The organism is Flavobacterium johnsoniae, assembly GCF_001879205.1.
In the GTDB taxonomy this organism is placed as follows: domain Bacteria; phylum Bacteroidota; class Bacteroidia; order Flavobacteriales; family Flavobacteriaceae; genus Flavobacterium; species Flavobacterium johnsoniae_A.
In genome coordinates this window covers 429,087-451,762 of record NZ_MLFK01000007.1, presented here as the reverse complement: position 1 = coordinate 451,762, position 22,676 = coordinate 429,087, and the positions used below count along the sequence as shown (strand labels likewise).

The 22,676-nt window shown below is 33.8% G+C and carries 24 protein-coding genes; 13 read left to right on the top strand and 11 right to left on the bottom strand.

The window, feature by feature from the left end; translation table 11 throughout:
• Positions 1-4 precede the first annotated feature (4 nt).
• Positions 5-235: a phosphopantetheine-binding protein gene (locus BKM63_RS13515; protein WP_071637096.1), complete on the bottom strand. Its 231-nt coding sequence runs from the start codon at positions 233-235 to the stop codon at positions 5-7.
• A gap of 254 nt (positions 236-489) precedes the next feature.
• Between BKM63_RS13515 and BKM63_RS13510 the strand changes: the two genes are divergently transcribed.
• Together BKM63_RS13510 and BKM63_RS13505 are read left to right on the top strand one after the other, a co-directional pair.
• Positions 490-1,566, top strand: a complete 1,077-nt coding sequence (locus BKM63_RS13510) for a DegT/DnrJ/EryC1/StrS family aminotransferase (RefSeq protein WP_071637095.1) — start codon at positions 490-492, stop codon at positions 1,564-1,566.
• Positions 1,567-1,606: 40 nt separating this feature from the next.
• Positions 1,607-2,179, top strand: coding sequence for an L-threonylcarbamoyladenylate synthase (locus BKM63_RS13505; RefSeq protein ID WP_071637094.1), 573 nt, complete (start codon positions 1,607-1,609; stop codon positions 2,177-2,179).
• A gap of 171 nt (positions 2,180-2,350) precedes the next feature.
• Here the strand turns inward: BKM63_RS13505 and BKM63_RS13500 are convergent, their stop codons facing one another.
• Positions 2,351-3,475, bottom strand: a complete 1,125-nt coding sequence (locus BKM63_RS13500) for a cysteine desulfurase family protein (protein WP_071637093.1) — start codon at positions 3,473-3,475, stop codon at positions 2,351-2,353.
• 86 nt (positions 3,476-3,561) lie between these two features.
• Between BKM63_RS13500 and BKM63_RS13495 the strand changes: the two genes are divergently transcribed.
• Complete coding sequence (locus BKM63_RS13495) at positions 3,562-4,563, top strand: hypothetical protein (RefSeq protein ID WP_071637092.1); 1,002 nt, start codon at positions 3,562-3,564, stop codon at positions 4,561-4,563.
• 168 nt (positions 4,564-4,731) lie between these two features.
• Here BKM63_RS13495 and BKM63_RS13490 read toward each other — a convergent pair whose 3' ends face one another.
• Together BKM63_RS13490 and BKM63_RS13485 are read right to left on the bottom strand one after the other, a co-directional pair.
• Positions 4,732-5,283, bottom strand: coding sequence for a Smr/MutS family protein (locus BKM63_RS13490; protein ID WP_071637091.1), 552 nt, complete (start codon positions 5,281-5,283; stop codon positions 4,732-4,734).
• Complete coding sequence (locus BKM63_RS13485; protein WP_071637090.1) at positions 5,273-5,458, bottom strand: hypothetical protein; 186 nt, start codon at positions 5,456-5,458, stop codon at positions 5,273-5,275. Before BKM63_RS13485 ends, BKM63_RS13490 begins: the two co-directional genes overlap by 11 nt.
• Before the next feature lie 124 nt (positions 5,459-5,582).
• On the opposite strand from BKM63_RS13485, the gene BKM63_RS13480 reads away from it, so the two are divergent.
• Positions 5,583-5,849, top strand: coding sequence for a DUF2752 domain-containing protein (locus BKM63_RS13480; RefSeq protein WP_347511976.1), 267 nt, complete (start codon positions 5,583-5,585; stop codon positions 5,847-5,849).
• A gap of 15 nt (positions 5,850-5,864) precedes the next feature.
• Here the strand turns inward: BKM63_RS13480 and BKM63_RS13475 are convergent, their stop codons facing one another.
• A complete protein-coding gene (locus BKM63_RS13475; RefSeq protein ID WP_071637088.1) occupies positions 5,865-6,566 on the bottom strand; it encodes a DUF1003 domain-containing protein in 702 nt (233 codons plus the stop codon).
• Positions 6,567-6,757: 191 nt separating this feature from the next.
• On the opposite strand from BKM63_RS13475, the gene epsC reads away from it, so the two are divergent.
• From epsC to BKM63_RS13460, 3 genes are all read left to right on the top strand, one after another.
• Positions 6,758-7,549, top strand: coding sequence for a serine O-acetyltransferase EpsC (epsC, locus tag BKM63_RS13470; RefSeq protein ID WP_071637087.1), 792 nt, complete (start codon positions 6,758-6,760; stop codon positions 7,547-7,549).
• Between the two features lies 1 nt (position 7,550).
• Positions 7,551-8,438 (top strand): cysteine synthase CysM, encoded by an 888-nt coding sequence (gene cysM / locus BKM63_RS13465; RefSeq protein ID WP_071637086.1) that lies wholly within the window; start codon positions 7,551-7,553, stop codon positions 8,436-8,438.
• A gap of 137 nt (positions 8,439-8,575) precedes the next feature.
• Positions 8,576-9,562, top strand: coding sequence for an aldo/keto reductase (locus BKM63_RS13460; protein WP_071637085.1), 987 nt, complete (start codon positions 8,576-8,578; stop codon positions 9,560-9,562).
• Positions 9,563-9,865: 303 nt separating this feature from the next.
• On the opposite strand, the gene BKM63_RS13455 is transcribed toward BKM63_RS13460, so the two are convergent.
• On the bottom strand, positions 9,866-10,741 hold the full coding sequence (locus tag BKM63_RS13455) for a sensor histidine kinase (protein WP_242661147.1): 876 nt from the start codon (positions 10,739-10,741) through the stop codon (positions 9,866-9,868).
• 334 nt (positions 10,742-11,075) lie between these two features.
• On the opposite strand from BKM63_RS13455, the gene rlmD reads away from it, so the two are divergent.
• Genes rlmD through BKM63_RS13440 form a run of 3 tightly spaced genes read left to right on the top strand, consistent with a single transcriptional unit; the run spans position 11,076 to position 13,853 of the window.
• A complete protein-coding gene (rlmD, locus tag BKM63_RS13450; RefSeq protein ID WP_071637083.1) occupies positions 11,076-12,488 on the top strand; it encodes a 23S rRNA (uracil(1939)-C(5))-methyltransferase RlmD in 1,413 nt (470 codons plus the stop codon).
• 14 nt (positions 12,489-12,502) lie between these two features.
• The gene (locus BKM63_RS13445; RefSeq protein WP_071637082.1) at positions 12,503-13,051 is read left to right on the top strand and encodes a DUF6452 family protein; all 549 of its coding nucleotides are present in this window, start codon (positions 12,503-12,505) and stop codon (positions 13,049-13,051) included.
• Positions 13,023-13,853, top strand: a complete 831-nt coding sequence (locus tag BKM63_RS13440; protein WP_071637081.1) for a DUF6048 family protein — start codon at positions 13,023-13,025, stop codon at positions 13,851-13,853. The genes BKM63_RS13445 and BKM63_RS13440 overlap by 29 nt, the downstream gene beginning before the upstream one ends.
• A 66-nt stretch (positions 13,854-13,919) precedes the next feature.
• Here BKM63_RS13440 and BKM63_RS13435 read toward each other — a convergent pair whose 3' ends face one another.
• The 3 genes from BKM63_RS13435 to BKM63_RS13425 form a co-directional block, all read right to left on the bottom strand.
• A complete protein-coding gene (locus BKM63_RS13435) occupies positions 13,920-14,612 on the bottom strand; it encodes an aspartate/glutamate racemase family protein (protein WP_071637080.1) in 693 nt (230 codons plus the stop codon).
• 18 nt (positions 14,613-14,630) lie between these two features.
• Entirely contained in the window at positions 14,631-14,867 is a 237-nt protein-coding gene (locus BKM63_RS13430; RefSeq protein WP_071637079.1) for a hypothetical protein, read from the bottom strand.
• Between the two features lie 128 nt (positions 14,868-14,995).
• Positions 14,996-16,153 (bottom strand): THUMP domain-containing class I SAM-dependent RNA methyltransferase, encoded by a 1,158-nt coding sequence (locus BKM63_RS13425; RefSeq protein ID WP_071637078.1) that lies wholly within the window; start codon positions 16,151-16,153, stop codon positions 14,996-14,998.
• A 134-nt stretch (positions 16,154-16,287) separates the two neighbouring features.
• Here BKM63_RS13425 and BKM63_RS13420 point away from each other — a divergent pair, with 134 nt between their 5' ends.
• Together BKM63_RS13420 and BKM63_RS13415 are read left to right on the top strand one after the other, a co-directional pair.
• Positions 16,288-17,052: a class I SAM-dependent methyltransferase gene (locus BKM63_RS13420; protein WP_071637077.1), complete on the top strand. Its 765-nt coding sequence runs from the start codon at positions 16,288-16,290 to the stop codon at positions 17,050-17,052.
• A gap of 93 nt (positions 17,053-17,145) precedes the next feature.
• Positions 17,146-17,814 carry a ZIP family metal transporter gene (locus BKM63_RS13415; RefSeq protein ID WP_071637076.1) on the top strand — a complete coding sequence of 223 codons (669 nt, stop codon included), beginning with the start codon at positions 17,146-17,148 and terminating at the stop codon, positions 17,812-17,814.
• Positions 17,815-17,972: 158 nt separating this feature from the next.
• Here BKM63_RS13415 and BKM63_RS13410 read toward each other — a convergent pair whose 3' ends face one another.
• Both BKM63_RS13410 and BKM63_RS13405 read right to left on the bottom strand, forming a co-directional pair.
• Positions 17,973-20,360 carry a TonB-dependent receptor domain-containing protein gene (locus tag BKM63_RS13410; RefSeq protein ID WP_071637075.1) on the bottom strand — a complete coding sequence of 796 codons (2,388 nt, stop codon included), beginning with the start codon at positions 20,358-20,360 and terminating at the stop codon, positions 17,973-17,975.
• A 156-nt stretch (positions 20,361-20,516) separates the two neighbouring features.
• Positions 20,517-21,659 (bottom strand): helix-turn-helix domain-containing protein, encoded by a 1,143-nt coding sequence (locus BKM63_RS13405; protein ID WP_071637074.1) that lies wholly within the window; start codon positions 21,657-21,659, stop codon positions 20,517-20,519.
• A gap of 177 nt (positions 21,660-21,836) precedes the next feature.
• On the opposite strand from BKM63_RS13405, the gene murQ reads away from it, so the two are divergent.
• Positions 21,837-22,649 carry an N-acetylmuramic acid 6-phosphate etherase gene (gene murQ, locus BKM63_RS13400; protein ID WP_071637073.1) on the top strand — a complete coding sequence of 271 codons (813 nt, stop codon included), beginning with the start codon at positions 21,837-21,839 and terminating at the stop codon, positions 22,647-22,649.
• Positions 22,650-22,676: the final 27 nt, after the last annotated feature.

The following is a 22,676-nucleotide window of genomic DNA, read 5'->3' as shown; positions in this document are numbered from 1 at the left end:
TTAATTATCCTTTATTTTTAATTATTTCGAAGATATCGTTTAATGAATTCGAAGATTTAATATCATCTCCGGTTAATTTCACATCATATTCTTCATCAGCCATAGCAATTAATGACAAAGCTGTTAATGAATTCCACTCGTCTAAATCTCTAAAAACAGTTTCTTGTGTAATTAATGCCGCGTCTGTATCATCTAAAATATCTGCAAAATTTCGCAAAAAAGTGTTGATTTCCATAGTCCTATTAAATTTGTTTTTATATTATTGTTTACATTGATTGTATGAAAAACTAAAAAAATACTTACCTTTTATCTGGATAAAAATCCACTTAAAGCATTGTGAACCAATCAAGTTTAAAACAACTTCAACAACTTACAATGTTATAATAGTGGCTGATACCAAAAATTAAGGTTTCTTTTCCTAATTTTACCCCGCAAATATAACAATAGTTATCCTTAAAGGTAAATTAAACTCACTAAATCCATAATTAAATGATTCCCGTAACCAAAACATTTTTGCCTCCGCAAGAAGAATACAATTCGTATGTACAACGCGCGTGGGACAAAGCTTGGCTTACAAATCGTGGTGAACTTACTTTAGAATTAGAAGATAAACTTAAAAATTTTCTTGACGTTTCTAATTTAATCATTACTAATAACGGTACAATACCAATTCAAATTGCCTTAAAGTTATTTGGCAAAGGAGGTGAAATCATAACAACACCTTTTTCTTATGTAGCTACTTCGGCAGCTATTGTATGGGAAAACTGTAAACCTGTGTTTGTTGATATCAATCCGGATTATTTAACAATAGACGAAACTAAAATTGAAGCCGCAATAACCGAAAAAACGACTGCCATTTTAGCAACACATGTTTTTGGAAATCCTTGTCATGTTATTGAAATAGAAAAAATTGCCAAAAAACACAATTTAAAAGTTATTTATGATGCTGCTCATTGTTTTGGAGTTAAATACAACGCACAATCCTTATTTAATTTTGGAGATGTAAGCACCTGCAGTTTTCATGCAACTAAATTGTTTCATACAGGTGAAGGCGGCGCTATATTCTGCGATGATAAAGAGATTTTTCATCAGCTTTATTATAGTCATAATTTTGGACACAATGGACCTTTGGAATTTCATGGTTTAGGAATAAACGCTAAAATTTCCGAACTACAGTCAGCTCTGGGCTTAGCGGTATTTCCATATATGAATCATATTATTGCCGAAAGAAAAAAAGTGGTCGATTTTTACAATGAAAATTTAAATTTTGAAGCTGTAAAATCTTTAAAAATAAGAGAAAACACAGAGTGGAATTACAGTTATTATCCGGTAATTTTTAGTTCAGAAGCTGTCTTATTAAAAGTTCAGGACGCATTGGCAGATGAAAATATAATACCACGACGTTATTTCTACCCTTCTTTAAATACAATAGAATATACAAAAGGTGATAAAATGCCAATTTCTGAATCGACAGCATCAAGAATCTTATGCCTTCCTTTATACGTAGGAATTGCTGAAGCCGATTTACAAAAAATAGTTCAAATCATAAACAAACAAATCTCTTAATAGCAGTAATTTTGTTATTATTAAAAATACTTTTTAGGTTATGAGTCAAGATATTAACACTGAAGTTCACAATGCTTACGAAGTTATAAAAGAAGGCGGAATTATTCTTTACCCAACAGATACAGTTTGGGGAATAGGATGCGATGCCACTAATCCGGAAGCAGTTGCGAAAATTTACAAACTAAAACAGCGCGCCGAAACACAAAGTATGATTGTTTTGATGAATGGTGAAAAAATGATGTACAACGTTTTTAAAGATATTCCCGAAGTTGCCTGGCAGATTCTGGATTTGTCTGAAAAACCAACCACATTAATTTTAGACGATGCCAGAAATGTGGCCCATAATATTATTGCGGCCGACAAATCATTAGGAATAAGATTGGTTAAAGAACCATTTTGTTTTAAATTGATGGAAAGAATGAAAAAGCCTTTGGTTTCGACGTCGGCTAATATTTCGGGACAGCCTACCCCTATTGCTTTCAAAGATATTAATCCCGAAATTATTAAAGGCGTTGATTATGTTGTAAAACTAAATCAGGATAAAATTGCCGGAAAACCATCTACAATCATAAAACTGACAAAAGATTCTCAGGTAAAAGTGATTCGTAAATAATTGTAAATTGTGAATTGTTAATGCTTTTTTGCGTTTAAGAAAAACAGCTTCGACTTCGCTCAGCCTGACAACTTTTTAGTTTCAGACTTTTAATGTCATCCTGAGCGAAGCCGAAGGATATTTTACAGACCTTTGTCCCTCTGTAACTTTGAGCCTTTATAACTTAGAACCTTAAATAACTCCCAAACTCTCAATCAACCAGTCGATATCTTCTTTTGTATTGTAATGACTGAAAGAAATTCGGAGGTTAGGCAGTTTTAAATCTGCTTCCGAAAGCATTTCTTTTAACACATGCGAAGGTTTTATACTTCCGGACTGGCACGCACTTCCTCTCGAAACCGCAATTCCTTTCATATCCAGACTAAATAAAAGCATTGAAGTTTTATCCGAAGAAAAAGGAAGCGTAATATTAATGATATTATAAAAATCGTCTTTTTTTCCATTAATTCTAAAGCCTGGAAAATTAATTTCTAGCTGCGAAATAAGATATTTTTTTAAGTCCGAAATGTAATTTCTTTCTTCCTCTAAATTTTCATAAGAAAGAGCCAGTGCTTTTGCCATTCCGGCAATTTGATGCACCGCTTCTGTTCCGGCTCGAAGTCCTTTTTCCTGCTCTCCTCCAAATATTAAAGGCTGCAAACCCGAATTTTTTCTGATAAAAGCAAAACCAGTTCCTTTTGGTCCATGAAATTTATGCGCACTGGCTAAAATAAAATCAACTGAAAGCTTTTGAAGATCAATCTCCGTTTTACCAACTGACTGAACCGTATCAGAATGAAACAAGGCATTATACTGCTTGCAGATAACCCCAACTCTTTCTAAATCTAAAATAGTTCCCGTTTCGTTGTTTACATGCATTAAACTAACGATTGTTTTTTTCTCATCGGCTAATAAATTAGAAAGATGCGTTAAATCGATACTTCCGTCCTCATTAACCTTTACATAATCAACCTGAATATTATAATCTGACTGCAAAGCCAAAACGCTGTACAAAACAGCATGATGTTCAATTCTGGAAGTAATAATGCGTTCTACTTTAAGATCTTCTACTGCCGATCTTAAAATCCAGTTATCAGCTTCCGTTCCGCCAGAAGTAAAAAGAATTTCCTGAGCCGAACAATTTAAATGTTTGGCAATATTTTTTCTTGAAAGTTCTAAAATGGTTTTAGCATTTCGCCCAAAACTATGTGTAGAAGATGGATTTCCAAAATCCTCCGTCATAATTTTAGTCATTTCCTGAATAACTTCAGGGCGCATCGCAGTAGTTGAGGCGTTATCGAGGTATACTTTTTTCATTGCTGCAAAGTTAAGAAATATCAATTGTCTATTCTTAAATATCATTTGCCAAATTTTTCACTATTTTTGACCCAAATAAAATTACGATGAAAAAATATGCAAGCCTTCTATTACTGGCTATTTTCTTAAACGGCTGCGACGATGGCGACTTAACCGTAGATCAAATTAATTTTGATTCTGTGCAGCCCACAAGCTGTGTTCCATTTGTAGAAAACAGTCTTAGCACAGATCCAACCATCATATATAAACTTAAACCTCAGGAAGCATTTATTCTTCAACTTCCAAAAACCAATGGTCTTGTAAACGATCCCGGTATTAAGATTTATGACATAGACAATTCACAATACCGTGTTTTATACAGATCCTATAATGGAACTGTAGCCAAAGACAATATATGTGGTACTATTCCGCCAAGCACTCCAAATGTTACCGAGGAATGGACCGGAACAGCAGGAAAAATAACAATTGCAACTTCGCAGGTTCCAACAGAAACTGATGCTAACGATTCTTTCCGAATAAAAGCATACAATCATGTTATTACATTCGAAAACATTACTTTTTTAAAACCTGCAGGACCGCAGGTTCAAGCACTATTTGAATACGGCACTTTCCAGACAAGCGTAACTCCTGCTGATCTTACCTTTCAAAATACAGATACTGGTGAAGCCTTTATCTGTCCTGATAAGACCAAAATATACAACTACAGTCCATCAATGATTGTAACTGTAGAAAATCTGTCTGCAGACTTAATCATTAATCAGGCTACTGCTCCCGGACAGCCAAGAACAGCTGATATTGGAGCCACAACGAATAAAGTTGTGTATAGAAATTTCCAAAGCGGAACAGGAAGTATTACTGACGCCTATCCTTTTTGTGCAGCACAGGCACCTGCTTTACCAGCAGTAAACGAAACCTGGATTGGCACCACTGACCCAACAGACACTAAAGCAACTATAGAAGTTACAACAGAAGAAGTAGCCGGTACTTTCCTTCATACAGTTGTATTAAAAAATGTTTTACTAACAAAAGGAAACAGCAGTTTCAGACTTGGAAACATTTTCACGCTGGGTAAAATAACAACTAAGTAATTACACAAAAAGAGATTTTAAAATCTGTTCAAAAAAACTCCTGAACAATCATTTTAATTCCTACAAAAAAACGTCCGTTTTTCATTTGATTTTCTATTAAAATCAGTATTGAAAAACGGACGTTTTTTATGCTTTAAAAGAAGCCTTTTTTAAGCTTCAAAATATACTTTATTTATTGTTTTGACGAATATAAACTTCGGTTGCACCCAAGCCGTATTTTTGATAATTGGCATCCTGAAAATCAATTCCGTCGTAACGGCCTAATAAAAAATCAAGTTCGGCTTTTAAAATTCCTTCACCAACGCCATGAATAAAAACGATTTTAGGAATGCGGTTTTTTATCGCAAATTCAATATGCCTTTTTGCAGTTTCTGTTTGCAGTGTCAAGATATCATAATTTGACATCCCGCGTTTATTTGGAACTAATTTTTCAATGTGCAAATCAAATTCAGGAGCCGAAATTTCACGTTTATCTTTCTTTTTTTTTACAAAACTTCGCGGTTTTGGCTCTGTTTTTTCTTTTACAACTTCATCTAAATTAATTCTTTTAATAGAATTCATTAAATTACTGGAATCTTGTATTTTAACCAGTTCATTGACAAAAAATGTCATCATGAATCCGTCTTCAGTTTCAATTAAAACTTCGTTATTTTTCACTGAAACTACTGTTCCGTTTATTGCTTCGTCTAAGACCGAAACCTTATCTCCTTTAGTCAACATCCTTCTCCTCTTTTTCTTGATTTTTACTTGGTGTTTTTGCACTTAACTGCATCATTCCATACATAAAAACGGCAATAGCAATTACCATTATATAGATATTTTTTTGATCTGAAACCTGCTCGTACAATGCAACCGAAATAGCAAGAATCATGATTAAAATTTTAAACGTTTTCATTTTTTTAAGTTTAAGAATTCAAAAGTATAAAACTTTAAGCTGGCTGTTATTCATCTCTTGAAATGTTATCCAATATTTTTTTGTAAAATTGTAAAAAAAACATCCTGTGAATTTAGAGAAATATATGATCCCGTGCCTGTTTAAAAAACTCTTTGGTTTTGAGTGCTTGGGCTGTGGTTTTCAGCGTTCTTTATTCTTACTTTTTAAGGGCGAATTTTCAGCAGCTTTTTATATGTATCCGGCTGTCTATACCACTCTTCTATTTTTACTTTTAGTGACTTTATATTTTTTGGATAAGTCCAGAAATTACCAAAAAATTATATGGAAAGCTGCAGGTCTAAATATCATTTTTATGTGCATTGGTTATTTCTACAAGCACTTTTATATTTGATTTTTTTGAGATCAATTACTTCTTCACCTGATTCAAAATATCGTTCATCATTTCGATTTGAACTTTTTGAATTTCGATTAATTCTTGCTGCTGATGCATAATCATATGATCAATTTTATCATGGATCATTCTAATTTCTAATTCAGATTTGAGGTTAATCATATAATCTTTTTTAGCACGGTTTCGGTCTTTTTCTTCCTGACGATTCTGGCTCATCATAATTACCGGCGCCTGAAGTGCAGCGATACAGGATAAAATTAAATTCAACAAAATAAACGGATAAGGATCGAAACCTTTATTAAGCAAAATGTAAACATTCGAACCAATCCAAACAACTATAAAAGCAACAAATGAAATAATAAAAGTCCAGCTTCCGCCAAAATCGGCTACTTTATCAGCTATTCTTTGCCCAAAACTTCTCGTTTCATCTTCATCTTCTACAATACTTACAATTGATTTATCTTCTTTCAGGGAAGAAATAACACTTTTTTCAAGATCTGAAAGTGTTCCAATTTCTGTTGACAAATAATTTGAGATATATTTTTGACGGTATTCGTTTAACTCTTGTACTGAAATAAAATCATCATCGCAAAACGTAGGATGATCTTTAAGGATGAGGCTTAAGATAGGATCATGAATTGATTTGCCGTTAATTTTTTCACTTTCGGGAAAAGAAATATTAGAAATAGCACTTTTAAAAGCAGGATTATTTTTCATTTTTTGTGAATTTTATCTGCTAATTTACACAATTAACTTCTTAAGAATCATATAAAAAATATGCTTTAATCAATCTTTATTTTATCACAAATACGATTATTAGCGCAAAATTTCTTTAGTTAATTCGTGCCCTTATTTACAAAAAACACCTTACTTTTAACGTTTTAAAATATCCACTCAATTTTACTATTGTGACGAAAGACAATATCATACAAAATATAAAGGCCTTAAAAAGCCATTCTAATATAAATTACGGTATCAAAACCAAGACTGAAGATTTTACCGAGAAGCTTTTTTATACTCTTTTTGATTCGAATGCCGCACTTGATGAAAGCATCGATGAACTCGAAATTAGATTTAAGGAAATTGCCGTTTTAGCCTGCCAAAAACCAGAAAATTTATGCGAATCGATTTGGGATCGCTTTCTGGAAAAACTTCCGGGTGTTTTAGAAAAATTAAATCAGGATGCAGCCTATATCTTAGAAAACGATCCGGCATCAAACAGTATTGACGAAGTTTATTTGGGTTATCCCGGTTTTTATGCTATAGCTATTTACAGATTAAGCCACGAGTTATACAAATTAGATTTACTGTTGTTTTCACGATTAATGAGTGAGTATGCCCATCGTATTACGGGAACTGATATTCACGCCGGTGCCGATATTGCTTCGCCGTTTTTTATAGATCACGCAACCGGAATTGTTATTGGTGAAACCACGGTTATAAAAAAACACGTTAAGATCTATCAGGGTGTTACTTTGGGGGCCTTGAGTGTAAGTAAAGAAATGAAAAATGCCAAAAGACACCCAACCGTTGAAGCAAATGTCTGTATTTATGCCAATGCTACAATTTTAGGAGGCGAAACCATTATTGGAAAAAACAGCATTATTGGCGGAAACTCATGGGTTACCAAATCTATCCCTGAAGATTCAATTGTACTAAACACCACTACAACCGAAGTTAAAATAAAAGAAAAAAAATAAAATGGGTCCACAGAAATTGCTAAACCTAATTGGAAATACTCCATTAATGGAAACTGTCAATTTGGTTAAAAATAAAAACGTAAAACTTTTACTGAAACTTGAAGGAAATAATCCCGGAGGAAGCGTAAAAGACAGAGCAGCGTACAATATGATCGCAGCTGCACTTGAAAGAGGCGAAATAAAAAAAGGTGATAAACTTATTGAGGCAACAAGCGGTAATACCGGAATTGCCTTAGCAATGATTGCGCAATTATTTCAAATAGAAATCGAATTGGTTTTACCGGAAGATTCTACAAAAGAACGAACACAAACCATGCGTGCTTATGGCGCTACAGTTATTTTAACGCCTGCTGAAGAAGGAATTATCGGTTCGAGAGACTATGCCGACAAAAAAGTAGCAGAAGGCGGTTATATCATGTTAAATCAATTTGCCAATGATGACAACTGGAAAGCTCATTATAAAACAACCGGTCCCGAAATCTGGAACGATACTGATGGAACTGTAACGCATTTTGTTTCAGCAATGGGAACTACAGGAACTATCATTGGAACTTCCACATATTTAAAAGAAAAAAATCCGGCTGTTCAGATTATTGGCGCCCAGCCAAGCGACGGGTCTCAAATTCCAGGTATCCGTAAATGGCCTCAGGAATATTTACCTAAAATTTTTGATGCTTCCAAAGTAGATACTGTAGTTGATGTAAGCGAAGAAGAAGCCAGAGAAATGACTAAAAGACTAGCCCTTGAAGAAGGTGTTTTTGCCGGAATGAGCAGCGGAGGCTCTGTAGCAGTAGCTCTTAAAATCGCAGAACAATTAGAATCCGGAGTTGTAGTTGCCGTAATCTGCGATCGCGGTGATCGTTATTTGTCTTCGGATTTATTTGATTAAAAAAAGGCACAAAGGTTCATAGGGACAGAGGTTTATACAACTCCTTTAGAGACGCACTGCTGTGCGCCTCTACAAAAAATCTTTGTCGCTTTGTCACTCTGAACCTTTGAACCTTTGAACCTCAAAAAAGAAAAAACATGCTCTACAGAAAACTAGGAAAAACAAATTTTAATATCTCTGAAATCTCTCTGGGAACCTGGCAGGTTGGCGGAAAATGGGGATCAGGATTTAATGATAAAACGGCTGACGAGCTGATCAATACAGCGATTGACAACGGAGTTAATTTTATTGATACTGCCGATGTTTACGAAAACGGATTAAGTGAAACTGCTGTTGGGCGTGTAGTTCGTTCGCGTTCTGAGCGTATTTACGTAGCCACAAAGTGTGGGCGTCAGATTAATCCGCATGTAAATGAGGGCTATCAGCCAAAAGTACTTCAAAAATTTGTTGAAGACAGCTTAAAAAGAACCGGATTAGAAACTTTAGATCTAATTCAGCTGCACTGTCCGCCTACTGAAGTTTATTACCGACCTGAAATTTTTGAAATGTTTGACCGCTTAAAAGAACAGGGAAAGATTTTAAATTTGGGAGTAAGTGTAGAAAAAGTCGAAGAAGCTCTAAAAGCTATCGAATATCCGAACGTAACTACAGTTCAAATTATATTTAATTTGTTTCGTCAGCGTCCGTCGCAGTTATTTTTCTCCGAAGCCAAAAAGAAAGACATTGGAATCATTGCCAGAGTCCCTCTTGCAAGCGGACTCCTAACTGGCAAATTTGATGCTAAAACTACTTTTGACGCACAGGATCATCGTAATTTCAACAGAAATGGAGATGCTTTTGATAAAGGCGAAACTTTTTCAGGAATAGATTATGAATTAGGCTTAAAAGCGGTAGAAGAATTAAAAGCATTATTTCCTGAAACTGCAAACCTTGCTCCTATTGCTCTGCAATGGATTTTGAGTTTTAATGAAATCAGCTGTATCATTCCAGGTGCTTCAAAAGAGAGTCATGTACTTTCTAATCTTTCTGTTTATGATTTACCTCCATTAAGTCCGGAAAAAATTTCGGCAATGAATAAAATTTACGAAGAATATATAAAACCTTCTGTACACCAGCTTTGGTAACTTCTTTTAGAGAGCTGAGATTCTAAGATACTAAGGTGCTGAGATTTTTTTTAAACTTAGAACCTTAGTATCTTAGCAGCTTAATATCTCTTTACACGCAACCATTTTATTAAATACACATCTACATAAAGTAAATCCAGTCTATCCGCCATGAAAAGTTTAATTTTTTACCTAAAAATTATCTGTTTACTAATTCTTTCCCGCGAAAGTGACGATGAAGAACCAATGGAAAATTATACTAAAAACTGAATTCAGAACTAAAAACAAACCCTTGAATACAAGCAATTTATAAGCTTAAAAAAATTAAATCTCGAATTCAATTTTAAACTCAGCTCCTTTATTTTTCCCTTCACTTTTAGCACTTAATCGGCCTTTATTTTTTTCGATGATTTTTTTGCATAAATAAAGTCCAATTCCGGTTGAAGATTCATTTGCAGTACCTAATCGGCTCATTTTGGTAAACTTCTTAAATAATTCTTCAATCTGATGTTTATCAAAACCAATTCCTTTATCTGCAACTGTTATAACTAAATTCGAATTTTCTTTATAAATCCTGGTCTTAATTTCGCTGTCAAAATAAGAGAATTTAATAGCATTACTGATCAAATTAACCAAAACCTGAACCAGCAGCCCTTCATCTATTTTTAGTTTAGCTTCGTCTGTTTCCACACTCAAATTAAGCGTTATATTTTTGTCTATTAAACGCTGCTCGACCTGTTCATTTATAAAAGGAAGAATATTAGCAAATAAAATAATTCTAGCCTCAGGAATTACTTTGGATACCTGATCCTGTTCTTTTAACAGTTTTATAAAATTTTCGATGTATCGGAATTGTAAATTAGTCGATTCACAAATTAAATCGGCCAGATGTTTTACCGAGTCAGATGGATTTTCGCTTAAAATTAATTTCGCAAGCCCCTGCGGGTTTCCGGCAAAGTTTTTCAAATCATGCGAAAGCATATAAATCAAATCTTGCTTTTCGTTTATAAAACTTTCAGACTCATAAATGGATTCCTGAATATTACACATCAGCAAACCTGCTTCATCAGTATAATCAGTTGGAAGAACAGATAATTTTCTGTTATTTCTATAATCGTCTAAGGATTTTGAAGCGATTGAAATGGGTTTTATCAGCTGTTTTAAAACCAAAAGTGTTACAGCAGTGGCCAACAATGTCATTATTAATGAAAAAACCAAAATAGATGCAGGAGAAACAGTATGCTCGAAAAAAAGAACAAAAAAAAGAATCCCAATTAACGGAATGTGAATCCCTATAAAAGCAACGAATAAAAATTTAAGCGCATAACTTTTTTTCAAAAAGCTAATTTGCGAAAGGCTATGATATAATTTCATAAAAACATAACAAAACTATAGGTTACAACTGCAGCATTGGGGGCTTAATACTAGAAACAAAGTTAACTTTTAAAGTTAATTAAACTAGTAAATTACACAATTTGATAAAATATTATGAAAATAAAATTTGTAAAAGTTTACAAACCCTTATTTTTGCGCTATGGGAAGAAAAAATACAGACAAAGTTGTCTTTCATCAAATTCAGGTTCTTGATGCCGGAGCAAAGGGAGTGTCAGTTGCAAAAGCTCCTGACGGAAAAGTGATCTTTATTCCGAATGTCGTTCCTGGTGATGTAGTTGACGTACAAACGTTCAAAAAAAGAAAAGCATATTACGAAGGGAAAGCCGTAAAATTTCATGAATTATCAGAACACCGCATTGAACCTATCTGCGAGCATTTTGGTGTTTGCGGCGGATGTAAATGGCAAAATATGAAATACAGCCAGCAGTTGTATTACAAACAAAACGAAGTAAAAAATCATTTACAGCGTATAGGAAAAGTTGAACTTCCTGAATTCGAAACAATTTTGGGTTCAGAAAAACAATTTTTCTACAGAAACAAAATGGAATTTTCGTTTTCTAACAGCCGTTGGTTAACCGAAAAAGAAATTGGAAGCACAGAAGATTTAGGAAACAGAAATGCATTAGGATTTCATATTCCAAAAATGTGGGATAAAATCCTGGACATCGAAAAATGTCATTTGCAGGAAGATCCTTCAAATGCGATTAGAAATGAAATCAGAGCTTTTGCCAATGAGCATAATTTAGCTTTTTTTAATCCGAGAGAGCATTCTGGTCTTTTGAGAACATTAATGATCCGTACAGCCTCTACTGGCGAGATTATGGTTTTGATTCAGTTTTTTGAAGATGATAAAGCAAACCGCGAATTAGTTTTAGATCATATATACGAGAAATTTCCGCAGATTACCTCATTACAATATGTGGTAAATGCAAAGCAAAACGATACTATTTACGATCAGGATATAAAACTTTATAAAGGAAGAGATTATATCTTAGAAGAAATGGAAGGTTTAAAATTCAGCATTAATGCTAAATCTTTCTACCAAACCAACTCTGATCAGGCATACGAATTATACAAAATAACTCGTGATTATGCCGGGTTAACGGGAGAAGAAACTGTTTACGATTTGTATACAGGAACAGGAACTATTGCCCAATTCGTTTCTAAAAAAGCAAAAAAAGTAATTGGTGTAGAAAGTGTTCCTGAAGCAATTTTAGACGCTAAAGCCAATGCTGAACGCAATAATATTACGAATTGTGAGTTTTTTGTTGGAGACATGAAAGTGGTATTTAATGAGGCTTTTATAGCACAGCACGGAAAACCTGATGTTATTATTACAGATCCTCCACGAGACGGAATGCATGCCGCTGTAATTGACCAGATTTTAAAAATTGCTCCTAAAAAAGTAGTTTATGTAAGTTGTAACTCAGCAACTCAGGCACGTGATTTGGCCTTAATGGACGAGAAATACAAGGTTACGCGTGTTCGTCCGGTTGATATGTTTCCGCAGACACATCATGTTGAAAATGTTGTACTTTTAGAACTTCGATAATTATAAAACTGTAAATGAAAAAAATAATCTCTCTTTTATTGCTTTTTACTTTTGGCCTGTCCAGTTGTGAGAAAGATGATATTTGTGATGCAAATACACCCACAACTCCAAGACTTGTAATTACATTTTATGATAACGCAGCTCCAACAACACTTAAAAATGTTACTAACCTAAAAGTGGTTGGTGTAGGTAAAGAAGATACTGACGCGATTATTTTTAACGAAAACGGAACTTCGGTAACGAAATATTTAGCGACTGGAAGCACTGTTTCTATTCCGTTAAAAACAGATGCCGAAACCACTTCATATAAGTTTATATTTAATGCTACAAGCACAACCCCAAACACAGACGTTTTGACATTCAATTACAAAACTCAAAGTGTATATGTTTCCAGAGCATGCGGTTATAAAACTACCTTTACCTTAAATCCTCGTGACACTTCAGCTAATTCAGGATTAATTAAAACAGATCCGGCTGGCGACGATTTTTGGATGCTGAATATTAATGTCGTAAAATCTAATATCGAACTAGAAAATGAAACACACGTTAAAGTATACTTTTAGTCTTTGTTTTCTTTTATCAATGTTTTTGGGATATTCTCAGGTGGTAATAAAAGATACCGTAACAGTAAGAGACCTCGATGATCAAAAACCAAAAATCGAAACTGTAAAACCTGCAGTTAAAGAAATTAAAAAAGACAGTATCCTCCTTCCTGTAAAAACAGATCGGTACGGTTTAAGAGTGGGTGTCGATTTGTATAAATTGACAAGAGGATTTTATGACAAAGATTATAAAGGAATCGAATTTACAGCTGACTGGCGTTTGACAAAAAAATACTATTTAGCCGCTGAATTAGGTTATGAAGATAAAACCACAGACGATGACCGATTAAATTCGACAGCAGCCGGAACATACATCAAAGGAGGTTTTGATTATAATTTATACGACAACTGGCTCGATATGGAAAACCTTATAACTATTGGTTTAAGAGGTGGTTTCAGCTCTTTCAGTCAGGATTTAAACAGTTATAAAATTTACAATCCAAATCCATATTGGGGAGAACAGCCATCCATTACAGCCAATCAAAAATACAGCGGTTTATCAGCAGCATGGCTTGAAGTAGCCATGGGAGTAAAAGCCAAAGTATTCAATAATATATTTGTTGGATTTGGTGTGCAGTTGAAGCTTTTAGTAATGAACAACAAACCTTCCGGTTTTGACAATCTGTATATTCCGGGTTTCAATAGAACGTATGACGGAAATTTTGGAGTTGGTTTTAACTATACCGTTTCTTATTTCATACCAATTTACAAGAAAAAAGTAATTGCACCTGAAATTATAAAAGAAGCTCCAAAAAAGAAATAAGTTTTTTATTTAAAACAAAAAAGCCCCGAATTGATGAATTCGGGGCTTTTTGTTTTCTTCTAATAATCAGGACAGCTGAAATTCGACAGCTGCGTTTGCGTGTATTGATGTTGTATCAAAAACAGGAACTGATAAATCTTCCGGTTTTATAACCATTGGTATTTCAGTACATCCCAAAACAATACCTTTTGCACCATTTTTAATTAATTCATTGGAAATTTCCAGATAACGTTTTTTAGTTTCATCGGTTACAATTCCTCTTCCTAATTCTTCAAAAACGGTATAGTGTATAAAATCCCTATCCTCCTGACTGGCAGGAATAATAGTTTCTATTCCTTTATCAGTCAATTTATCTTTAAAAAAATCAAGCTCCATTGTAAACTTAGTTCCCAGCAATCCAACTTTTTTAATTTCTTTTTTCTGGATTTCAACTGCTGTTTCACTTGCAATATGAATAATGGGAAGGCCGATTGCTTTTTCAAGTCTGTCAGCAATTAGGTGCATTGTATTAGCGCACAAAATAATCGCTTCTGCCCCGCCCGATTTTAAAAATTCACATCCTTTAAAAAGCATATTAAAGGTCGATTCCCAATCGTTATTATCATTATTCTTCTTAATATCAGCATAATTGAAAGAATAAACCAAACATTCAGAGAAGTTTAAACCTCCAAGTTTTTCATTTATTCCAAGATTTATAAGTTTATAATAATCTGTAGTCGAAACCCAGCTTATTCCGCCAATAAGTCCAATTTTTTTCATAATACTGCTATTAAAAATTTATCCAATTTCTCTAATTCCTTTTATGAAAATCCATTTCATAAAAAGTTTTTCGCCGTCTTTTGTTTTCACTGCCTGAAATTTTGGCGAAATCAAAGTAGCAGCGATAAAGGCAGTCATAGGAATCCAAAGTCCGGTCAGCCCCGTATACGTAGCCACCAAAAATCTCCCTAAAATAAATAAAATTGCGAAACACCCTAATTGGTATAGAAACGCTCTTACTTGTAGTTTTGTCATTTTCTTTTAAAATTGCTAAGGTTCTGAGATTCTAAGATGCTGAGCTTTTTTCTTAGAACTTATATTTCTGAACCTTAAAATTATATTATTACGATCTTAGTATCTTAGAAACTTAGCATCTCAGAGCCTTATATTTGAAATTTCGTTCTCTTACTTCCTTCGTACATTTCGTATTTTACTAAACGTGCTTCAAGGCTTCCGTTGAAAAGTTTAATTTTTCTGGAAGGTTTTAGACCGACAAACTTTAAAGCCTCAAGGTTTGCTGTAATAAACCAGGCGTTTGTTCCCGGATAATTTTTCTTTAAAGTATCGCCTATATTTTTGTAGAATTCTTCCATGTGAATATCCAAACGCTCATCATAAGGCGGATTAAAAACAACATGAAGCTTTCCTTCTACCTCTTTTTCAGTATCAAAAAAGTTATTGTCTTCTACAGTAACGTAATCTTCAAGATTGGCATTTCTAATATTGTCTTTTGCTTTGCTTACCGCACTTGGCGCCTTATCAAAACCTTTTATAGTATAATGAAACTCTTTTGTTTTCTTCATCAAACTGTTTACAATCTGATCAAATAAATCATTGTCCCAATCTTTCCATTTTTCGAAAGCAAATTCTTTACGGTTAATGTTTGCCGGAATATTGCAGGCAATCATTGCTGCTTCTGCCAAAAAAGTTCCGGAACCGCACATTGGGTCCAGAAAATGGCTCTGCCCTTCCCAGCCCGACAATAATAAAATTCCAGCCGCTAAAACCTCGTTTATAGGTGCAATATTCGTTGCTGTTCTATAACCACGCTGATGAAGAGAACTTCCGGAAGTATCTAAAGCAACCGAAACCTGATCTTTATCGATATGAACATTAATTCTTAAATCCGGATATTGTTTGTCAATACTTGGTCGTTGTCCTGTTCTTTCTCTAAACTGGTCAACAATAGCATCCTTACATTTTTGAGAAACAAATTCAGAATGGTTAAAATAGGTAGAATGTACCGTCGCATCAATAACAAAGGTTTGATTGGCATTTAGCAGTTTAGACCAGTTTACGCCCGAAATACCCTTATATAGTGCCTGTTCGTTATTCGCTCTAAAAGAATAAATAGGTTTTAAAACCTTAAGCGCCGTTCTAAGCGATAAATTAGCTTTATACATAAAACCTTTGTCTCCCTTAAAACTTACCATTCGCACGCCCTTCTCAACATCCTGAGCACCAAGCGTACGCAATTCCTTTTCTAATATTTCTTCAAAGCCAAAAAAACATTTGGCTATCATTCTAAAATTTTCTTCCATCTTTATTTTTGTATTAAAAAACAACTCCAATCGCAGATTTATGCTAACGTTTATTTAGGTATCCTCGCGAAATAGTTATTTTTCGGCAAAAATACACTAAATTTGCCGGACTTGAATTAATTGAAATAGAATAAATGTCTGACGCACCTAACTCATCATCACCAAATCAGGAAAGAAATACCGAAAACTGGTTTACATCATGGTTTGATACTCCGTATTATCACATTCTTTACAAGGATAGAAACTATAGAGAAGCTCAGATTTTCATGGACAATTTAACGCATTATTTAAATCTGCCTGAAAAAGCAAAAGTGCTTGATTTAGCCTGCGGAAAAGGCCGCCATTCTATTTACCTAAACCAATTAGGTTATAATGTTTTAGGCGCTGATTTATCTGAAAACAGCATTGCCGAAGCCAGCAAAAACAGCAACGAACACCTGCATTTTAAAGTGCACGATATGCGTGAACCTTTTGAAGAAAAATTCGATGCTATTTTTAATCTTTTTACCAGTTTTGGTTACTTCGAAAATGACGAAGATAACCTGACAACCCTTAAAGCAATTAAAGACAGCCTGTCTGAATATGGTTTTGCTGTAATAGATTTCATGAATGTACATCAGGTAATAGAAACTTTGGTTCCCGAAGAAGTAAAAACTGTTGATGGAATTGATTTTCACATTAAAAGATATGTTGAAGACGGACATATCTTAAAAGAAATTGATTTTGAAGACCAAGGCAGAAAATATCATTTTACCGAAAAAGTAAAAGCCTTAACATTAAAAGATTTTCAGGATTTAATGGACGAAGCAGGAATTTATCTCCTAGATATTTTTGGCGATTACAAACTCAAAAAATTCCATAAAACCGAAAGTGAAAGATTAATCATGATTTTTAAATAAATTGGAAAATCGTTTAATTGTTTAACCGTTTAATCGCTTGAGCATAAAACACAATTAACCGATGAAACAAATCAACGATTAAACAAGATACAAATGAACTATTTATTACCCTTATTTTCTGTACTTTTAGGATATAGTGTGGCTTTGTTTATAAAACCTGAAAACAAAACCAATTTAAAATTACTGCTGGCTTTTAGCGGTTCATTTTTGTTATCATTAACCGTAATGCATCTTCTGCCGGAAGTTTACAGCACGCACAATCACAAAATTGGTTTGTTTATAATGGTGGGGATTTTATTTCAGATCGTTTTGGAATTTTTCTCAAAAGGAGCAGAACACGGACACGTTCACGGGCATGCAAAAATGTCTCAGATTCCATGGCTGCTTTTCATCAGTTTATGCATCCATGCCTTTTTAGAAGGTTTTCCGGTAAGTCATCATCATGATTTAGCCGTTGGAATTGCAATTCATCATCTGCCAATTGCCGTGATTTTAACTACTTTTTTCATCAATGCCGATTTAAACAAAAAAGCCATTTTCGCTTTTATGCTTACTTTTGCTGTCATGACACCTCTTGGAACCGTGGCATCAGAATACCTGCCAATTTTAAACGATTATTATACCGAAATAACCGCAATCGTAATTGGTATTTTATTCCATATTTCGTCGACTATAATTTTTGAAAGCAGCGAAGGACACAAATTTAATATTGCCAAAGTTTCGATGATCGTTCTCGGAATTCTATTGGCATTCTTTTTATAATTAGGGCGTGCCCAAATTTACAAAAGGCGCTGTTTAACAAACCGTTTATGTGCGCCTTTCGCAAATTCGGCCGGGCTATCCGCACTACTTCGGTAGTCTGCTCCTATCCCTCACGCAAAAAGTTTCAGGTTTCAAGTTTCATAATTAACAATTCACAATTATTTGCCAGTTCGTTTTTTCTCTTCCTTATTTCCAAAATCACGTTCCTGAACTTTAATTTTCTTATTCCCAAAATTATAAGTCACAGATAATCTCGCAAATCTGCTGCTTTCATTTTGACTGTAAACCTGAGTTACACCATTTACAATCGATTTATAACCTTTTAAATATGAAGTATTAAAAATATCATTCAGCAATAAATTCAACTGCAGGTTATTTTTAAGAAAACTCTGTCTCACCGAAAGATTCAATCCCGACATATATCCTATTTCATACAACCCTTTTCTGAAAGGCGAACTGTAAAAATATTCCAATTGCAATTTTGTAGTTTCGCTTAACGAAAAAGTATTTTCGGTTGTAAAATAAAGCTGTTCGCTGTTGGATGGAACCGCATTTATGTTTGAGGTAAATGAAGTTTTTGATCCTAAAAGATAAACCGAAGTCTGTGTTTCAAACCAGTTTGTTACCTCTGCCGCATAACTTTCCCCAATCCCGAATGAACTTTCGTTAAAATAATTTTCTCTCGTTACAATCTGCGTATTAATTTCAGGATTTGAAGTAAAAACAACACCGTAACCATTCGTGGTTTGGTTAAAGAAAATATTGGTTCTTAAATTCTTTTTAAACGAATACGTAAAATCAAAATTATCACTGAAAGAAGGTCTTAAAAACGGATTTCCCTCTGAATAACTATTACTATTAATATAAGAACGAAACGGATTTAATAATCCAAATCCCGGACGATTGATACGTTTTCCGTAAGTAAAATTAAAACCATGAATATCATTTAATTGATAATCCAGATACAAACTCGGAAACAGCTTTAAATAATCGTTTTTTATCTCTTGGTTTAAAGTTTCCGAATAACCATTCGTTTGCGTACTTTCTAATCTCAGGCCAAGCTGAATCGAAAATTTATCGTTGAATTTCTTGTTTCCGTTAAAATACACTGCCTGATTGTTTTCTTTGTACTCAAAAACATTCGATTGATTTGGATCTAGAATTTCGTTTCCAGAAATGGTATTGTAATAAAACACATCACTATTGCTTTTTATAAAACTTATTTTTCCTCCGTAAGACAAATCAAAAGCTTTCATTGGATGTTCCATATCTGCTTTTAAGCTAAAATTATCAATTCCCTGACTGGAGTTATTTCGTGCCGCCTGATTGGTATTTTGATACGTTCCGTCTGGCAGATATGTTTTTGCCACAAAGTTTTTATCGAATCTGGAATCGTAGCTGAAATAATCTAAATCAACACTTACTTTTCTCCCGATCGAATCTAATTTCGAAATTAAATGCGCATTATAAGTCTTACTTCCGGAATATTTATTATTAAAACCTTTATTAATCAAAAGTGAATCGACTGAATCTGAATTATTAAATATTTTGATAACCGTATTCGAATTCATATCAGGATTATAACTTTCGTTTAAATATTGAAAACCAATTGTGGTTTTGTCTGAAACATCATAATCTAACGAAAAACGGCCCGAAAGACTGTTTTCTTTCTGCTTAGAAACATCTCTCAATTGCCAAAGTCCTGTTGGATAATAAATATCTAAATCCTCAGTATTATTCGTGTTTCCTACGCGTCCGTTGCCGCTGAAAGCAAATCGGAACTTATTTTTGTTATAGAAAAAGCTGTTTCTTAAAGTATAGATCCCATATTTATTTTGATCGTATGACATTGTAGTTGCATTTTTCCAGGAATCGCGCATTCCTTTTTTCAAAATAATATTAATAATACCGCCAGTTCCGTTTGCTTCATATTTTGCCGGCGGATTTGCAATAACTTCGATACTTTTAATATCATTTGCCGAAATTGATTTCAGGAAACTATCCAATTCTTCACCAGATAATTCGATCATTCTGCCATCGACCATTACTCTCGAAGCTCCTTTTCCTAAAATAGTAATTCTACTTCCCTGCACCACAACACCAGGAGCTTTATTAATTGCAGCAAGCGCGTCTCCGCACGAAACCGAAATATTGTTTTCTAAATTATATACAACACGGTCGATTTTTTGTTCTACCGTATTCTTTTTCGTTTTAATAACAACTTCGCCTAAATTTTCAGCTGTTTCTTTCAGAATAATTATTCCCAAATCAGTATCTTTTTCTATCGAAATTTCCTTTTCATATTCTGCATATCCCAAAAGACTGATTCCTATTTTATAATTTCCTTTTTTAAGATTGATTTCAAAAGTTCCGTCTTGCTTCGTTGTATATCCATCAATAATTTTTCCTTCTGAATTAAGTATAGAAACATCTGCCCATTCTAATGGTGTAGTTTCATTTGATACTTTTCCTTTTAATTTTAAATTGGACTGCGCTAAACAAAATAAAGGCAATAATAAAAAGATAAGGAGATTTGACTTTTTCATAATTTCTAATTTTAACTTGTTCGATTAATTTGAAGCAAAGTTGCCTTAGAAATTTTCCAGATTCGACCGACAAAAAAAAGTCGAACCATTTTCTCATCAGGAAATTAGTTCGACTTTATTTGCTATGAAGTACGACTTTTTACAAACTACTTATTTTCAAGTATTTCTATAAGCTGTAGGTGTTAAATTGGTATATTTTTTAAACGAAGTATTAAACGACGATTTGGAGTTAAAACCTACTTCATAAAGGATTTCTAAAATAGTAAGGTCCTTTTTTGAGGTATCTTTTAAAATATGCATTGCTTTTTGAATACGGTATTCGTTTACAAAATCAAAAAAATGCTGATCCATGTAATGATTAATCAAAACCGATAAATCCCGAACCGGAATATTTATTTGATTGGCCAGTTCCTGTATCGTAAGCGACGGATCGAGATACGGTTCTTTGTGGGTCATGTATTGTTTTAATTCTTTAATTTGACTTTTGATAACATCATTTTGATTGTTTTCTATTTCGGCGACAGCCTGATTCTCTTTAGGAAGAATATCTTTTGCCAGCTTCAATTTAGAATTAATTCCCCTAAAAAGTTCCGGATGGTTCATTGCTTTTAGTACAAACCAGCAGGTTACAAGCAAAGCCACGCTTCCTACCAATATATTGGCCCAAATAAAAGTTTCATTAAAATCCGTGTATCGTAATAAGCCTTTTAAAAGAACCAGTGTATGCGAACCAAGAAAAACGGCCGTAATTTGAAAAAGCCATTGATAGGTCGATGTACTTGGATTGGTGTAATTTTCGAGATAAATTTCCCGGTACTTTTTTAAAATTAAAAAGACACTAATAATGTAAAAGAAATATTGAACTTCTACCAAAAAAAGAAAAAAGTGCATTTCGGGCATTTGATTATGAAACTCAAAAAAGTGCATTTTTTCAATATCCGAAGCAAAATAAAATCTTGGCACAAAAACCAAATTCACCATTATAAAAGGAATTGCGTGCAATAAGTGCTTCCATTTTAACCGAAAATCAGAATAACAAACCGAAAGCACATAGAGGTAAAATAAAGGCATTTCGATTAAACAGGTTGTCCATCTAAAAACCTCCAGATTGACCTTTCCATAAATAAAATCGTAGACAAAAAAACCGCTGAGATCAACCGCGGTTAAAATAAAAAAGATAGCAAATAAACGGTTTGCTAGTTTATTTTCTGTTTTTACCGTTAATAAAAAAAAGGCAAGCAGCAAAGAAACAAAAACCGCAATCCAGGCTACACCATTCAAAAAGCTTAATTTATCCATTCATCTTTTAATAGGTAACAAATATAATATTTTAGTTGTTGTAACAAAGTTTTGGCAAAGCCGTCTTTATAGATAAAAAATCGACAAAAAAAGATCATAAATCACTGTGACTTTATATACTAAATTTCGAGATTGAAATAAAAAAGATTAATTTTGACCCGACCAATTACACTAAAAATGACGTTTACAAAAACAACTGAACAAGCATCAAAGTACGAACATTTAGAAAAAATGTCAGTTCATGAATTGTTACTAAATATTAATGAGGAAGACAAAACTGTTCCCTATGCAGTCGAGAAAGCTTTACCTCAAATAGAAGCTTTAATTCCCGAAATAGTTACCAAACTAAAATTAGGAGGCCGATTATTTTATATAGGAGCAGGAACATCAGGACGCCTGGGTGTTGTTGACGCATCAGAATGTCCTCCTACATTTGGAGTTCCATTTGATTTAGTAAACGGCATTATTGCAGGTGGTGATACCGCAATTCGTCGTGCGGTAGAAAATGCCGAAGACAATCCAACTCAGGCTTGGCTTGACCTAAAATCACATAATATCGATCAAAATGATGTGGTTATAGGAATTGCAGCTTCCGGAACAACTCCTTATGTTATTGGCGGTTTGCAAACCTGTAATGAAAATAATATTGTTACAGGCTGTATTACCAACAATGAGGGAAGTCCGCTTGCATTGACTGCAAAATTCCCTATAGAAGTTGTAGTTGGTCCTGAATTTGTAACCGGGAGTTCGAGAATGAAAGCCGGAACAGCTCAGAAATTGGTTTTAAATATGATTTCGACTGCAGCCATGATTCAGCTAGGAAAAGTAAAAGGCAACAAAATGGTCGATATGCAGTTAAGTAATATTAAACTGGTTGATCGAGGCGTTAAAATGATTATGGGAGAAATCCCTGTTTCGTATGAGGAAGCCTCAGTATTATTAAAAAAATATGGCAGCGTAAGAAATGCTGTTGACAATTATAATAAGTAAGAGGTTTTATTTTAAACGCAAAGTCTG